The sequence below is a fragment of the Bradyrhizobium sp. SBR1B genome (assembly GCF_014198205.1).
GTDB lineage: Bacteria > Pseudomonadota > Alphaproteobacteria > Rhizobiales > Xanthobacteraceae > Bradyrhizobium.
The window spans coordinates 95294-107933 of sequence record NZ_JACIHC010000017.1 but is presented as its reverse complement, the minus strand read 5'-3'; the positions used below and the strand labels follow the sequence as shown (position 1 = coordinate 107933).

The window sequence follows — 12640 nt, the reverse complement described above, 5'->3', positions numbered from 1 at the left end:
TCATCATGCGAGCTGCCCCGGATTGCGCTGCGCTCCATCCGGGCTACGGATACGACAAAGCAAATGATCGAGCGAAATGTTCCCCGGCCCGTGAGCCATGATGCCGAGCGCCATCGCCGCCCAGGTGAGGTGGATCGGCCAGCCATCGGGCACCGTGAGCTCGACGATGACAGTCATGAACAGCAGCCCGAGCGCGGCCAGCCGGGTGCCCAGCCCGAGCACCAGCAGGATCGGAAGCAGGATCTCGCCGCAGCCCGACAGGAATGCCATCACGGTCGGTGCCGGGAAGTGATAGGGCCCGCCCGGCAGATGCAGCATGAATTCGTCGCTGAACAGCGTCACGGCGCTGTCGTTCAGCTTGAGGAAGCCGCCCCATTTGAGCATGCCTGAACGCCAGAACGGCACCGCCAGCGCGAGGCGCAGCACGAGCTGAACGAGCGACGGCGCGGCAAGCGTCTGGATCAGGCGATTGGCCCTGTCGACGAGCAACCAGGGCGAGGGCAGTCCGCTTTCGGTGGTCATGTGCTGGTCCGTGATCATGATGGGTCTCCGCAAGCGAGCGAGATGAAGGCGCCGGCCTCGATCAGCCCGGCGATGTTCGCGGCGATGTCGAATTCGGGCGCAGCGTCCAGCGCCGCCGCCGCGGCCTCGCCGAGCGATAGCCCCGAGATCAGGTTACTCGCGAAGACCGCGCCGCCGGGCGGAAGGCGGCGCACCGTGACGTCGAATGCCGGTCGCGTGATCAGGGCGTCCTCCGGCGTCGAGGCATCGATGCGCAGAAGCGGTGCACCGTCGCGGTTGGCAGCAAAGATCGTGACGGCTGCGTATTGCGAGCGCAGGCATCGGGCAGCCGGGTGAGCAACGAACACCAGCTCTGCCAATCGGCCAGGCGTCACCGCCGACAGCCGGTCCGCCGGCAGCGGGGCGGCATCGCGCGCATGGTAGCAGTCGAGCCAGGCCCGCTCGATGCGCGCGACGTCGGCGAGAAAGGGCATATCTTGCGCATGCTCATAGGCTGCGATGAATTCCGGAAAGTCGCGGCCATACTCGAACAGCCGCGGCGAGGTCGGCGGATTGCTGCGAACATGGAAGCGTGCCATGGCGCGGAAGAACTCGGCGCCGGTGATGCGCTGCACCGCCGGATAAATCGCGGCCAGCGCGTCGATCAGGCTGACGGTGACGTTGTTGCGGTAGACATCGTAGCGCCGGCCGGCGGCCTTGCCGTTCGGGCCGGTCACGATCGCAGGCGTCCTGCGTGCCGGATCCAGCAGCGCCGGTGCGAACGCGGCGGCGTAGGACAGACCGGATTCAGGCAGCATGACGCTCTCCTGCCATTGCTGTGGATTGATGACGGTCGAGGATCGCCTGTGCGGCAAGGGCTTCCGCTTGCAGCACCGGCCAGTCCGGAATTTTGCTGTCCCATTCGACCAGCGTCGGCACCGCGCCGCGGCGCCTGATGACGATTTCATAGAGCTTCCAGACGGCGTCCGCGACCGGGCCGTCGTGACTGTCGATCAACAGCAGATCGCCTTCGTCGTCGGCCTGCTCGGCATGGCCCGCAAGGTGAATCTCCTGGACCTGCGACAGCGGGAAGTCCGCGAGGTAGTCGAGCGCCGAATAGCCCTGATTGGTGGCGGAGACGAACACGTTGTTGACGTCGAGCAGCAGCGCGCAGCCGGTGCGCTCGGCAATGGCGCGGATGAACTCGGTCTCGCGCATCGAGGATTCGCGGAAGGCGACATAGGTCGACGGGTTTTCCAGCAGCAGCGGACGGCGGATCGCCTCCTGCACCTGGTCGATGTGGTCGCAGACGCTAGCCAGCGTCGCTTCGGTATAGGGCAGCGGCAATAGATCGTTGAAGAAGCTGGTCTCATGGGTCGACCAGGCGAGGTGCTCGGAGACCAGCGCCGGCTGATAGCGCGCGACGAGGCTGCGGAAGCGCGCCAGATGCGCCTTGTCGAGCGGCCGAGGGCCGCCGATCGACATACAGACGCCATGCAGCGACAGAGGATGGTCGCGGCGGATCGCCTCCAGCGCGCGATGCGGCGGACCTCCATCGCCCATGTAGTTCTCGGCGTGAACTTCGAAGAAGCCACGCCGAGGTCCCGCCTCGAGGATATCAGGCAGATGCTCGGGCTTGAAGCTCGTCCCGGCAACGCCGCCGATGGGCGTTGCGAAGCGGAGCGGCATGGCTGCTGGTCGGGTCGGCTGGATCACCGTGCTCATCGTGCTGCTCCGTTCGTGCTTGTTGGCGACGTCGCGCCGGCGGTCAGACCGGCTTGAGCGAGCCCTTCTTGCCGCCCGGCAGCTCGATGCTGGTGCAGGTGCCGCCCTGCACGAACTTCCAGGCGTTGCCCTGGAAATCGATGGTCGAGGTGCCCTGGCAGGTGGTGCCCGGTCCTGCCGCACAATCGTTCTGGCCCTTCAGCGCAACGCCGAAGCACTTTTCCTTCTTGGCGGCGACGGCAGCTTCGCCCTCGGCCTTGGTCAGCGGGCCGGCGGCGGCGAGGGTCGCGAGCGCGGTCGAGACGGCGCCGGCGAGGACGAGCGAGGTGACGGCATGTTTGGCAGACATCGAGATTCTCCTGTTCGAGATGGCATCGCCTGGCAGGCGACGCGCGCATGGTCTCCTTCGCTGCGCGCGCAGCCCGCGTTACAGCGAGACTGCTCACGAACCCGTGAGACCGTTTGGATCGGGCGCACCGCCGGTGCGCTTGGGCCGGCATTAGCGGGCAAGCGTTCTTTGAAGGCCAATGCCTAGGGTCTATCGAGACAGTAGCCACCGGGCATTGGCGGCGCGCGTCCATTTCCTGCCAGACGTAACGGGCGAGCCCCGGCGGCGTAGAGCAATGTCAGTGGCTCGTATGGCAGGCGAAGACAGCGATGAAGGTTGATCCCGAACGACGGCTTCATGCGATCGCTGGGCTGACGGTCAGCATCCGTCTTGCGGTGTCCGCGCTGGTCCTGGCCGCGATCCTGCTGACGGCCGCGCTCTCCAGCCTGCTCTGGTGGCGAACGGCGGAGGCGACCAGCCGACAGCTCGCCGCGACCATCAACGAGCAGATCGTTGCGGCAGTGCGCAAGGAGGTCTCGGCCATCGTCGACGAGGCCCGCGCCGCGCATACCGCGATCCGCACACTGTTCCTGCAGAACGTGCTCGACACCCGCGAGGCCGACAAGCGGGAGTTCGTGTTCCTGTCGCAATTGCAGTCGCAGGCGACGATTTCCTGGGTCGCCTTCGGCTGGCCCGACGGCTCCTTCTTCGCCGCGCACAAGCTCGGCGATCGCCGCCTGGAGATGATGGAGATCTCGCTGACCGATCATCCGGGCCAGCGCCGCGTCGATGAATACGACGTGGTGCCCGGCGACATCGAATTCGCCAATCGCCGGTTCGAGCCCAGCGGATTCCATGTCGCCGATCAGGCCTGGTTCAAGGCGGGGCTGACCGCGGACGATCCGCAATGGTTCAGGGTGATGGACCACGCGACCGGCGAGCGGCCGTCGATCGCGTTCGCGGGGCCGATCGACGTCTATCAGGAGCGGCAGGGTGTATTGGCCGTCATCATCGAATACACGAGACTTGCGCGCTTCCTGTCGCAGCTCGAGGTCGGGCGCACGGGGACCGCCTTCATCGTCGATGGCAGCGGCGAGCTCGTCGCGGCGCCGGACAAGGAGGCCGACGAGCTCCATCCGGCGCGCGGCGACACGACGCTGCTGCCGCTGGCGCGCGCTGCGCTCGACAAGGCGGGCGAGGACGGCCGCAAGGAGGCCTGGCGAAGCCGGCTCACCTCCGGCGGCGCCGCCTACGAGGTCGCGCTGACGCCGCTGCCGTTTCCGGGCTGGTCGCTCGCCACCGTGATCCCGGAGGCCGAATTTCTCGGCCCGGTCGAGACGACGCTGCGGCGCCTGATCGTCGGCCTCGCCATCGGCGCCGTACTCGCCGCGCTGGCCTCGGCGATGCTGGCGCGTTCCGTCATCGCCGCGCCGCTGTCGCGCGTCGTCGGCGAGCTTCGCCACGTCGAGGCTTTCGCGCTGGAGCAGGTGCGCCGCCACCCGTCACGACTCAAGGAGATCGCGAGTCTGTCGGGTGCGATCGCCGAGATGGCGTCCGGCCTCTCCGCGTTCCGCAAATTCATCCCGGCCGATCTGGTCCGCGGCCTGCTGCGCCAGGGCGTCGAAGCGCGGCCCGGCGGCAGCGTCCATGAGCTCAGCGTGATGTTCATCGACATTGCCGGCTTCACCGGGCTGTCCGAGCGGTTGGGCGATCGCGTGGTGCCGCTGCTGTCGCGCTATCTCGACGTCACCTCTGAGATCATCGTCGCCAATGGCGGCACCATCGACAAGTTCATCGGCGATGCCGTGATGGCGTTCTGGGGTGCGCCGCAGCCGCAACGCGACCACGCCGCGCGATGCTGCCGCGCGGCGCTCGCTTGTCGCAGGGGGATCGAAGCATCGGGCCTCGCCGACGATCTCGGTCAGCCGCTCCAGATCCGGATCGGCATCAATTCGGGCCGCATGCTGGTCGGCAATATCGGCTCGGAGTTGCGGCTGAACTATACCGTGATCGGCGATGCCGTGAATGTCGCCAGCCGGCTCGAAGGCGCCAACAAATCCTATGGCACGCAGATCCTGATCGGCGAGGCGACCGAACGCCTGGCGCGCGGCGCCGTCATCACGCGGGAGGTCGACAGCATCGCGGTCTACGGACGGGAGGAGGGACTTTCCGTACACGAACTGGTCGGGATCGCGGACGAAGACGCCATCGACGGAGAGGCGATCGGCTGGATCGGGGATTACGAGCGCGGCCTTGCCTGCTATCGCGCGCGGCGGTTTGCCGATGCGCTCGCCGATTTCGAGGCCGTGCTGAAACGGCGCGGCCACGATCGTCCGGCCGAGCTGATGCGCGACCGCTGCAAGCAGCTCGCATCGGCCGCGCCCGACCCCGCCTGGCGGGCCGTGGCGACACTGGCGTCGAAATAGCGGCGTCCGAGTCCGGGACATCTGGCGTTCTAATCGCGTTTGTCCGCGCATCTCGCATCAGGCTCTTGAGCCCGCCGGGCGTCTATAGTAGGAACTGCGTGGGTCTGCAGTTCACCCAGGCGTCACCGTCCCGCGAGGGAAGCTAAACCTGCAAGGCTCAATCGCACCGACACCAACCTCGTGCCGCGTCGTAAGCCGGTGACCTCCGACAATCCTACCCGGATCGGCGCATCGAGGATTGGTCATGACCAGAACTCCCATTGCCTTTGTCGCGGGCGACATCTCGGCGCTCGCGAAATCCGTGCGTGCCCAGCTGCTGCAGCGGACGTCGCCGCCCGGTCACGTCGAGCTGCTCAACATTCTTGCGCGTGCGACGGGACACAGGAACTATCAGCATTTCCGCGCGCGTGCGGTCGGCACTGCCGTGGATGACCGCGGCACGCCCGCACCACAAGTCGATGCGGTCGATCTGAAGCGCGTGCAACGCGCGGCGCGCCATTTCGACGACCACGGCAGGCTGTTGCGCTGGCCGGCCCGCCACAGCCTGCAGCAGCTGAGTCTCTGGGTGCTGTGGGCCGGCTTTCCGCCGCGGAGCAGTCTGGCCGAGGCGGAAGTGAAGACGCTGCTGAACCGTCAGCACGCTTTCGCCGATGATGCCTTGCTTCGCCGCGCGCTGTGCGATCACGGCATGGTCTCACGAACGGCCGACGGGCGCGCGTATCGCCGGATCGAGCGTCGGCCGCCGACGGAGGCGGCAGCGCTTTTGCGTCATCTCAAGGCCAGCGCACCCGGGCGAGCGGAAGCCGCAACATGACCGCAATTTCGAACGCATTGCCGCCCGCCGGGCGAACGCGCTTCCCTGCATCGCCATCGCATCGAGGACCGCCATGAAGGCAACACTGCTCAGATCTGAAGACTACACCCGCTCGCCCTGGAAGAACGGCGGCGGCATCTTCACCGATATCGCGGATGAACATCGCGCTGACGCAGCGGTGAAGGATTGGAGCAGCATGCTCTGGCGTTTTGCGAGCACGCCGATCGTGGCGCCCGGTCCCTTCTCCCATATGCCGGGCATCGACCGCTTGCAGATGGTGGTCGGTGGGCGCGGGCTGGTGCTCAAGGCTCCGGGCCAGGAATTCGACGAGCGTGAACCTTTTACGACCGTGCGCTTCACCGGCGAGCTCGAGATCGTGACGGAGCTTCACGCCGGGCCGGTCGAGGTCGTCAACCTGATGGCGCGGCGCGGCGTCGCGGAGATCGAGCTTGAAGCGCTCAGGGAAGCCGGCGATCGACCGTTGCATGCCGGCACGCATCTGGTTTACGCACCGCACGGCGATTGCCGCATCCGCCTCGATGGTGAGGATTTTGCCATCCCCGGCAACGGCACGCTCAGGATCGAAATGACCGAGACATCGAGGCTCGCGCTCGTTTCGGGTCTGGTGGTGCTGGGGTCGATCCGGATCGTCGGCTAAGGGGCGATAGCCCCGACGGGCCGATGCGTACAATCCATGCAACTGGCTAGGTTGACGCGGCGGAGCCGGGGCACGATATCTGCCCTGATGCAGACCGCCGTGAAGGGCAGGACATGACCGCGCAAGACAACCACGCCACGCAGGCCGACGGTGTCGTCGACTGGCTGACCAACGGCACGCGCGACGAACGCTTCATCGACAATATCTTCGCCGACATGTGCATCCGTCTGCAGCAGGCGGGCATTCCGCTGAAGCGGTCGACGCTGCATGTCCTGATCCACCATCCGCAATGGCTTGGCGCCCGGTTCATGTGGTCCGACGGCATGCGCGAGGCGGAGATCGCGCGGGTGGATTATGACGTCCGCGAGCGGTCCGAATTCATTGGCAGTCCCGCCAACGAAATGCAGGACGGCGCCAGCGAGGTGCGCGAGAATCTCGAGCGCGATCCCTCGCTCGGCCGCAAGCACGCCCTCTACGACGAGATGCGCGAAAAGGGCCTGACCGACTATGTGGCCTGGCCGCTCTACCACACGCTCGGCAAGCGGCATCTCATCACCTTCGCGACCGACCGTCCCGGCGGCTTCGAGGATTCGCATATTGCCGCGCTCAAGAAGCTGCTGCCGGTGCTGGCGCTGGTCAGCGAGATCCGCATCAAGAACCGGTTGGCGCGCACGCTGCTGGAGACCTATGTCGGCTCCCATGCCGGCCAGTTGATCCTCGCCGGCGCCACCAGGCGCGGCAGCGGCACGACCGTGCGCGCCGCGATCATGATCTGCGACCTCAGGGATTTCACCAAGATCTCCGACAATTGGCCGCGCGACGACGTCATCGATCTGCTCAACGATTATTTCGACGCGATGTCCGAGCCGATCGCGCGGCACGGCGGCGAGATCCTGAAATTCATCGGCGACGGCCTGCTCGCCATCTTCCCGCTTCATGAGCCCGATGCCTGCGCGAACCTGCTCCACGCCGTGACCGAAGCCCGTCAGGCGATGACGGCGCTGAACGAGCGGAACAACGCGACCAGCCGCGCGCCGCTGAACTACGGCATCGGCGTCCATGTCGGCGATGTCATGTACGGCAATATCGGCTCAACCAGCCGGCTCGACTTCACCGTGATTGGCCCCGCCGTCAACATGGCCTCCCGCCTCGAAGCCCTCACCAAGCAGCTCGGTCGAACGGTGCTGCTGTCACGCGACTTTGCGGAGCTGGTGGAGGAGAAGTTCGAGCTCGAGCACGTCGGCAAGCACGAGGTCCGCGGCTTCAGCGATCCGATCGAGCTGTTCGCGTATCACGGGTAGGGCGACTGCCTCACCCAGGACGAATTGCCAGCGGCGCATCTATTTGCGGTTCGCTCCGGAGGAGCCCGAGTTCGGCATCGCCTGCTGGCCGCCCTGGGTTTGCCTTGGGTCGTTGTCCCCCGGCCGCGTCGTTGTCGATTTGGCCGGTGCGCTGGCGCCGCCGCTATTGTTGTCCGATGAGGTGTTGAGGCCCGAAGCTCCTGCTCCGGTCGTGCCGCCCGTCCCGGTCGAATTGATGCTCGACCCGGTCCTGGAGGTACCCGCGCCGCCTTGCCCGTACGCGGAGGGAGGCGATGCGAGAGCCGCAACGAGCCCTGCGAGAACAAGCACTTTCATGTCCGCTCCTCTTGCTTCGGTCAAGCAGCCCCGGCTCTCGGTCCAGGGGCGGAGGTCGAGCCGAGGCCGCCATTCGCCGGAATTGTCGGACCCCGGTGCAGGCCAATGCTCAGGACCGCGCGGTCGTTCCAATCTGGGACGGCACGCCCATCACGCCTACGCGGACCAACGATCCTGCTCTTCCTGGTGCGCGTGCTCGTTCAGACGTTCGGCGATCTGGTCCGCAATCTTGTCCGACTCCGCCGAGGCGACGGGCTCGCCCTTGCGTGTCCTGAGTTTGTCCTTGTCGGCCTCGATCGGGAAGTCGTCAGGCTTCAGTCCATCATCCGTGCCCATGGCGCGCCTCACTGCATCTCATGTCGGAAGAACACGTCTGGAGGCTGATCGTTGCTTGAACAAGAGAAACTTCCGACCGACGAATGGACGGGCGGCTCGCGTTTGGGCGTTGTAAGCACGATCCCGGTGTCAGGCGCCGCCGGCAGCCCTGGCAAGCCCCTATTGCCGATGCAGGATTGTACGAATAGGCTTCCGCCCCGAAGACGCCCAAACGGTCTTTCAATTTCGGCCGCACGTTCATGCCCAAATTCCTTCGCATCGGAGTCCTGCAGTCCAACGTATCCGGCTACACGTCGAAGGCGTGGTGCGTTCGGCGCGTCGGCTCGGCGGTGTTCCTGAAGTGGGGTGCCGTGGAGGTGCAGGGCGCCGGCGATGGACGAAGGGTCTACTGGACGCGACTGCCGCAGGAGAAGACAGTTCGCTGCGGCACGACGCAGCGCGCCCAGGACTACGCCAAAGCGGCTATCGCCCGGCGCCGCAGCCACCGCTACGAACCGCTGGCCGGGCCGATCGCGCTCCGGCCCCGATCCGGCGAGCGGAGCGCGGAGCTCAAGCAGGCACTCGCCACCATCCTGATCGTCGATATCGTCCGCTCCACCGAAAAGGCGGCAAAGCTAGGCGATGCCCGGTGGACCAAGGTCATGGGCCACTATTACGCGGCCGTGCGCAAGGAGCTGAAGAGTACGCGTGGCAAGGAAGTGGTGACGACCGGCGACGGCGTGCTGGCGACATTCAAGGCGCCGGCTTCCGGCGTCCGTTGCGCGACTGCGATCCAAAAGGCCGTGCGCACGCTGGGGCTCGACATCAGGGTCGGGCTGCATGCGGGCGAGTACAGTGTGAGCGGAGGCGAGATGGTCGGTCTCGCGTTTCACATCGGCACGCGCGTCGCCGCCAAAGCGCGCGCCGGCGAAGTCCTGGTCTCGAGCGCAGTCAAGGACCTGATGGCGCAGTCGGAGATCAGGTTCCGCGATCACGGCGTGCATCAGCTCAAGGGCGTGCCGGAGCGGTGGCGGCTGTTTCGGGTGGAGGATTGAGGGGATTGCGGTCTATCCGTTCGAATCGGTCCGGTCGCATCTCGGGCATCGCCCGTCCGCGGCGGCGGCGAGTTGGTGGCCGATCTCTTCCCTGAGAGCGTCCGCCTCGAAGGCCGTGCCGTCGCTCCTGAGGATTCGCTTGGCGCGTTCGTAGGCATGGCTCTCGGCGGCGTCGTCGCCGACGCGGACGATCACCTCATCGTGGAAAGGGCAGATCGTGGTCGCACGAGTGGTTTCGAGCGCGTAGCGAACCGCTGCGGTCAGATCGTCGATGTTGGCGGATATCATGGCTGCTCTCCTGATCGTGGCGGTCCCGATGGTGGCCCGTGTCCGGCGGAGGTCGTACCGTACGGCCGTGTTGGTCGGGTCAGGCGACAAGGACGACGTCAATCAGCGTCGGCTTCCTTGAAGCGCCGAGGCCGATTGCGTGTTCTGTTCAGGGCTGCGCCATCTCAACCCGCGGTTCTTGCCCTGGTTCCATCGAAGCCGCTCGTCCGGAGCCGGCTCCTGGTCGCGGTCGGTCGGTGCCCGTCTTGCGAAGCGGTGCCCGGAGTGCCTAGGAGTCCGGGCTCCGCTTCGTTCGGCACCGGAGCAGGAGCGCCCGATGTCATGCAGAGCATAGGCGTGGGCAGACCGTTCGCCTTGACCCATCTCAAACACTGGGAAGGCCCCTAAGGAATCATCCGCAATTTCGCCGGCCGCGGTTCGGGGCACATCAATAAGGGATGCAGCGCCAGATCCTCTTCAGGTGCCCGCGCACCGGCATGAACGTCCAGCATCGGATCGATGACGCGCGGCCCGAGAGCTTCGAGCCGGCGGACAGCTATGTATCCGTGAGGTGCCCGGCCTGCATGTCGCTGCACTTCGTCAACAGCACCACCGGCAAGCTGCTGGGTGAGCGAAGCGCGCAGCCTGTCTCCATGCCGCGTTCCGCCTGATCGGTCCCCGTCGATCGTGCTGCGACGTGGCGGGCGGGCAACCGTCAATGGATCGCGGCGTACGTGGGCGGGCGCCGAGCGCCGGTGATGACGTTCGGCGGCAATCAAGTCCGGCAAATGGCCGGTCCGCGTGTTCTATTTCTCCACCGCCCCCGACCAATCCTTGAAGCCGCCGACGTTATAGACCTTCTCGTAGCCCATATCCTTCAGCACCTTGCCCGCCAGCGCCGACCGGCCGCCGGACGCGCAGTAGAGAATGACGGACTTGCTCTTGTCGAACGCCTTGTCGTGATAGGGCGACTCCGGGTCCGCGCGAAACTCCAGCATCCCGCGCGAGACGTGCACGGCCCCCGCGATCTTGCCGCTGGCCGCAACCTCCGGCGCATCGCGAACATCGACGACCAGCGTGTTCCCGTTCTTGATCATGTCAGTGGCCTGTTCCGACGTGATCTTGGGCACCGCCGCATTGGCGGCTTCGAGCATTTGCTTGACGCTGGTTGGCATGGGTTGTCTCCGTTGGTGGCCTCGCGGGGAGGATAGCACATTGGCCGCGCTTCGCCTCCTTCTGTTGGAGGAGCGTGCTCTGCTTGATCATGCGCTCATTCTGCGCCCAATATCGCCCGGGCCAGCTCCGACGGGTTCTCGACAGCCGAGAAGTGGCCTGTATTCCTCAGCGTCACCATCTGCGCGTTGGGAATGAGAGACCGTGTGCGCTCGCGCTCGCCGGGCCGGGACCAATCGCTATCGCCATAGATGAGCGTCACCGGCGCCGAGATCTGCCAATAATAGTCGCGGGCCTGGCTCCAGGATCGCCATCCGGCCAACACCTTGCGTGCGGCCCGCTTGTATCCCGCGCGATGGGCCACCTTGTCGAACTCGGCGAGCAGATCGGCCGGCAGCTTGCGCGGGTCGTGATATCCGCCGCCCATGATCTTGCCGAGAACGATCTTGTTTTCGAGTGACGCGTTGATCGCGCCGAGCACCGGCACTTGCAGGCTTCCGATGATGAAGTTCGCGAGCCAGTTGCCACGTCGAAGTCCGTCGCCATAGCGGGTCTCGTAATCGTAAGGATTGATTGCAAAGACCCGCTTCACCCTCTGCGGAAGTGACGCCGCCACCGTGAGAGCCAATGCGCCCCCGATCGACTCGCCGACGAGCGTTACATCCGAGAGGTCTAGCTCCTCGATGAAGCGTATGACTGCCTGCCTGAAATAGGGCTCGTTGAAGCTTGCGTCCGGATCGATCGGTGAGTGTCCGTGGCCGGGCAGATCGATGGCGTATACCGTGTGCGATCGTGCGAGCAGAGGCGCAAGGCTGCGGAAATACTCGAGCTGCGTCCGGATCGTATGGATGAGGAGTAGCGGAGGCCCGCTGCCAGTCTTGTGAAAACGCACACTGAGCCTCTCCGATAATTTGAGCAAGCTCGGCCCGGCTTCGCTCACGTCAAGCATCCGGTCTCTCCATGTTTCGAGGGGGCAGTCGTTCAAGCGGCGGCGGCTTCACGGACCAGCGCGGCTGCGGCATCGAGAAGGGCCCGTGCGAGGTCTGTGTCGTTGACCGCGCGCGCCAGCGTCACGGCGCCGACCATCGTCGCGAGAATGGCCATGGCCTTGTCTCTCGACCCCTTGCCTTCCTTGGCGATGAAGCGGCCGAGCACGTCGAGATGGGCCTTGATGCCCGCTTCGAACTCGGCCTTGACGTCGGGGCCCTGCCGGGCGGCATCCGAGCCGAGGGCCACGATCGGACAGCCTTCCATTCTCTCTTCGCGATGATCTGCGCTGAGATAGAATCCGATCACTGCGCTGAGCGGATCGTCAGGATTGCGTGCGGCCGCGTCCGACCATCGGGTGGAAGCGCTCTCCAACGCTCGCTTGGAGGCCTCGACCGCCAAGTCCTCCTTGGACGCGAACTGCTTGTAGAAGGCGCCCTGGGTGAGCCCGGCCCCCTCCATCAGATCCTTGAGCCCAATGCCGTCAAAGCCGCGCTCCCTGAAGAGGCGACTTGCCACATTGATCACGGTTTGGCGGTTCTCCGCGGCTTGAACGCGACTGACGCGCATCATGCTCCTCCATTTGGATTTCAGTCGAAATCTATGCCCAATATAGATTTCGAACGACATCTATCAAGTTGCCCTCGGACGCGCCCCTGGCTTCCTGAGATCACGTTTCCGTCAGGACGCAAATTTAGATTGTGATCGAGCTCTAAGTCAATATAGAGTTCGAACGAAATCTAAATCCCAGAGG

General features: G+C 65.5%; 15 protein-coding genes. 6 read left to right on the top strand and 9 right to left on the bottom strand.

Going from position 1 to position 12640, the window contains the following annotated elements; all coding sequences use genetic code 11:
- Positions 1-3: 3 nt before the first annotated feature.
- From GGD61_RS31550 to GGD61_RS31535, 4 genes are read right to left on the bottom strand one after another with little or no spacing between them, the layout of a single operon-like run.
- Entirely contained in the window at positions 4-540 is a 537-nt protein-coding gene (locus GGD61_RS31550) for a DoxX family protein (RefSeq protein ID WP_092253849.1), read from the bottom strand.
- On the bottom strand, positions 537-1319 hold the full coding sequence (locus GGD61_RS31545; RefSeq protein ID WP_092253847.1) for a DNA-binding domain-containing protein: 783 nt from the start codon (positions 1317-1319) through the stop codon (positions 537-539). The genes GGD61_RS31550 and GGD61_RS31545 overlap by 4 nt, the downstream gene beginning before the upstream one ends.
- On the bottom strand, positions 1309-2226 hold the full coding sequence (locus GGD61_RS31540; protein ID WP_092253845.1) for a DUF692 domain-containing protein: 918 nt from the start codon (positions 2224-2226) through the stop codon (positions 1309-1311). Before GGD61_RS31540 ends, GGD61_RS31545 begins: the two co-directional genes overlap by 11 nt.
- Before the next feature lie 43 nt (positions 2227-2269).
- Positions 2270-2575, bottom strand: coding sequence for a DUF2282 domain-containing protein (locus tag GGD61_RS31535; RefSeq protein WP_092253843.1), 306 nt, complete (start codon positions 2573-2575; stop codon positions 2270-2272).
- Between the two features lie 308 nt (positions 2576-2883).
- On the opposite strand from GGD61_RS31535, the gene GGD61_RS31530 reads away from it, so the two are divergent.
- From GGD61_RS31530 to GGD61_RS31515, 4 genes are all read left to right on the top strand, one after another.
- Positions 2884-4980 carry an adenylate/guanylate cyclase domain-containing protein gene (locus GGD61_RS31530; RefSeq protein ID WP_092253841.1) on the top strand — a complete coding sequence of 699 codons (2097 nt, stop codon included), beginning with the start codon at positions 2884-2886 and terminating at the stop codon, positions 4978-4980.
- Positions 4981-5224: 244 nt separating this feature from the next.
- The gene (locus GGD61_RS31525; RefSeq protein ID WP_092253839.1) at positions 5225-5794 is read left to right on the top strand and encodes a DUF2087 domain-containing protein; all 570 of its coding nucleotides are present in this window, start codon (positions 5225-5227) and stop codon (positions 5792-5794) included.
- Between the two features lie 73 nt (positions 5795-5867).
- On the top strand, positions 5868-6452 hold the full coding sequence (locus tag GGD61_RS31520; protein ID WP_092253837.1) for a HutD family protein: 585 nt from the start codon (positions 5868-5870) through the stop codon (positions 6450-6452).
- Positions 6453-6565: 113 nt separating this feature from the next.
- Entirely contained in the window at positions 6566-7753 is a 1188-nt protein-coding gene (locus GGD61_RS31515; RefSeq protein WP_092253835.1) for an adenylate/guanylate cyclase domain-containing protein, read from the top strand.
- 492 nt (positions 7754-8245) lie between these two features.
- Here the strand turns inward: GGD61_RS31515 and GGD61_RS31510 are convergent, their stop codons facing one another.
- Positions 8246-8425: a hypothetical protein gene (locus GGD61_RS31510; RefSeq protein ID WP_183231833.1), complete on the bottom strand. Its 180-nt coding sequence runs from the start codon at positions 8423-8425 to the stop codon at positions 8246-8248.
- 239 nt (positions 8426-8664) lie between these two features.
- On the opposite strand from GGD61_RS31510, the gene GGD61_RS31505 reads away from it, so the two are divergent.
- Positions 8665-9459 carry an adenylate/guanylate cyclase domain-containing protein gene (locus GGD61_RS31505; RefSeq protein ID WP_018316988.1) on the top strand — a complete coding sequence of 265 codons (795 nt, stop codon included), beginning with the start codon at positions 8665-8667 and terminating at the stop codon, positions 9457-9459.
- Positions 9460-9471: 12 nt separating this feature from the next.
- On the opposite strand, the gene GGD61_RS31500 is transcribed toward GGD61_RS31505, so the two are convergent.
- Positions 9472-9747: a hypothetical protein gene (locus tag GGD61_RS31500; RefSeq protein WP_092253831.1), complete on the bottom strand. Its 276-nt coding sequence runs from the start codon at positions 9745-9747 to the stop codon at positions 9472-9474.
- Positions 9748-10184: 437 nt separating this feature from the next.
- Between GGD61_RS31500 and GGD61_RS31495 the strand changes: the two genes are divergently transcribed.
- Complete coding sequence (locus GGD61_RS31495) at positions 10185-10397, top strand: hypothetical protein (protein WP_018316991.1); 213 nt, start codon at positions 10185-10187, stop codon at positions 10395-10397.
- Positions 10398-10532: 135 nt separating this feature from the next.
- Here GGD61_RS31495 and GGD61_RS31490 read toward each other — a convergent pair whose 3' ends face one another.
- From GGD61_RS31490 to GGD61_RS31480, 3 genes are all read right to left on the bottom strand, one after another.
- Positions 10533-10901, bottom strand: a complete 369-nt coding sequence (locus tag GGD61_RS31490) for a rhodanese-like domain-containing protein (RefSeq protein WP_091956283.1) — start codon at positions 10899-10901, stop codon at positions 10533-10535.
- A 95-nt stretch (positions 10902-10996) separates the two neighbouring features.
- Positions 10997-11848 carry an alpha/beta fold hydrolase gene (locus GGD61_RS31485; RefSeq protein WP_092253829.1) on the bottom strand — a complete coding sequence of 284 codons (852 nt, stop codon included), beginning with the start codon at positions 11846-11848 and terminating at the stop codon, positions 10997-10999.
- A gap of 32 nt (positions 11849-11880) precedes the next feature.
- Positions 11881-12456, bottom strand: coding sequence for a TetR/AcrR family transcriptional regulator (locus tag GGD61_RS31480; protein ID WP_092254012.1), 576 nt, complete (start codon positions 12454-12456; stop codon positions 11881-11883).
- Between the last annotated feature and the right edge of the window lie 184 nt (positions 12457-12640).

What these genes read in the sequence shown, in the direction of transcription:
- GGD61_RS31550 (WP_092253849.1), bottom strand. Translation starts at nt 540, where the DNA reads ATGATCACGGACCAGCACATGACCACCGAAAGCGGACTGCCCTCGCCC.
- GGD61_RS31545 (WP_092253847.1), bottom strand. Translation starts at nt 1,319, where the DNA reads ATGCTGCCTGAATCCGGTCTGTCCTACGCCGCCGCGTTCGCACCGGCG.
- GGD61_RS31540 (WP_092253845.1), bottom strand. Translation starts at nt 2,226, where the DNA reads ATGAGCACGGTGATCCAGCCGACCCGACCAGCAGCCATGCCGCTCCGC.
- GGD61_RS31535 (WP_092253843.1), bottom strand. Translation starts at nt 2,575, where the DNA reads ATGTCTGCCAAACATGCCGTCACCTCGCTCGTCCTCGCCGGCGCCGTC.
- GGD61_RS31530 (WP_092253841.1), top strand. Translation starts at nt 2,884, where the DNA reads ATGAAGGTTGATCCCGAACGACGGCTTCATGCGATCGCTGGGCTGACG.
- GGD61_RS31525 (WP_092253839.1), top strand. Translation starts at nt 5,225, where the DNA reads ATGACCAGAACTCCCATTGCCTTTGTCGCGGGCGACATCTCGGCGCTC.
- GGD61_RS31520 (WP_092253837.1), top strand. Translation starts at nt 5,868, where the DNA reads ATGAAGGCAACACTGCTCAGATCTGAAGACTACACCCGCTCGCCCTGG.
- GGD61_RS31515 (WP_092253835.1), top strand. Translation starts at nt 6,566, where the DNA reads ATGACCGCGCAAGACAACCACGCCACGCAGGCCGACGGTGTCGTCGAC.
- GGD61_RS31510 (WP_183231833.1), bottom strand. Translation starts at nt 8,425, where the DNA reads ATGGGCACGGATGATGGACTGAAGCCTGACGACTTCCCGATCGAGGCC.
- GGD61_RS31505 (WP_018316988.1), top strand. Translation starts at nt 8,665, where the DNA reads ATGCCCAAATTCCTTCGCATCGGAGTCCTGCAGTCCAACGTATCCGGC.
- GGD61_RS31500 (WP_092253831.1), bottom strand. Translation starts at nt 9,747, where the DNA reads ATGATATCCGCCAACATCGACGATCTGACCGCAGCGGTTCGCTACGCG.
- GGD61_RS31495 (WP_018316991.1), top strand. Translation starts at nt 10,185, where the DNA reads ATGCAGCGCCAGATCCTCTTCAGGTGCCCGCGCACCGGCATGAACGTC.
- GGD61_RS31490 (WP_091956283.1), bottom strand. Translation starts at nt 10,901, where the DNA reads ATGCCAACCAGCGTCAAGCAAATGCTCGAAGCCGCCAATGCGGCGGTG.
- GGD61_RS31485 (WP_092253829.1), bottom strand. Translation starts at nt 11,848, where the DNA reads ATGCTTGACGTGAGCGAAGCCGGGCCGAGCTTGCTCAAATTATCGGAG.
- GGD61_RS31480 (WP_092254012.1), bottom strand. Translation starts at nt 12,456, where the DNA reads ATGCGCGTCAGTCGCGTTCAAGCCGCGGAGAACCGCCAAACCGTGATC.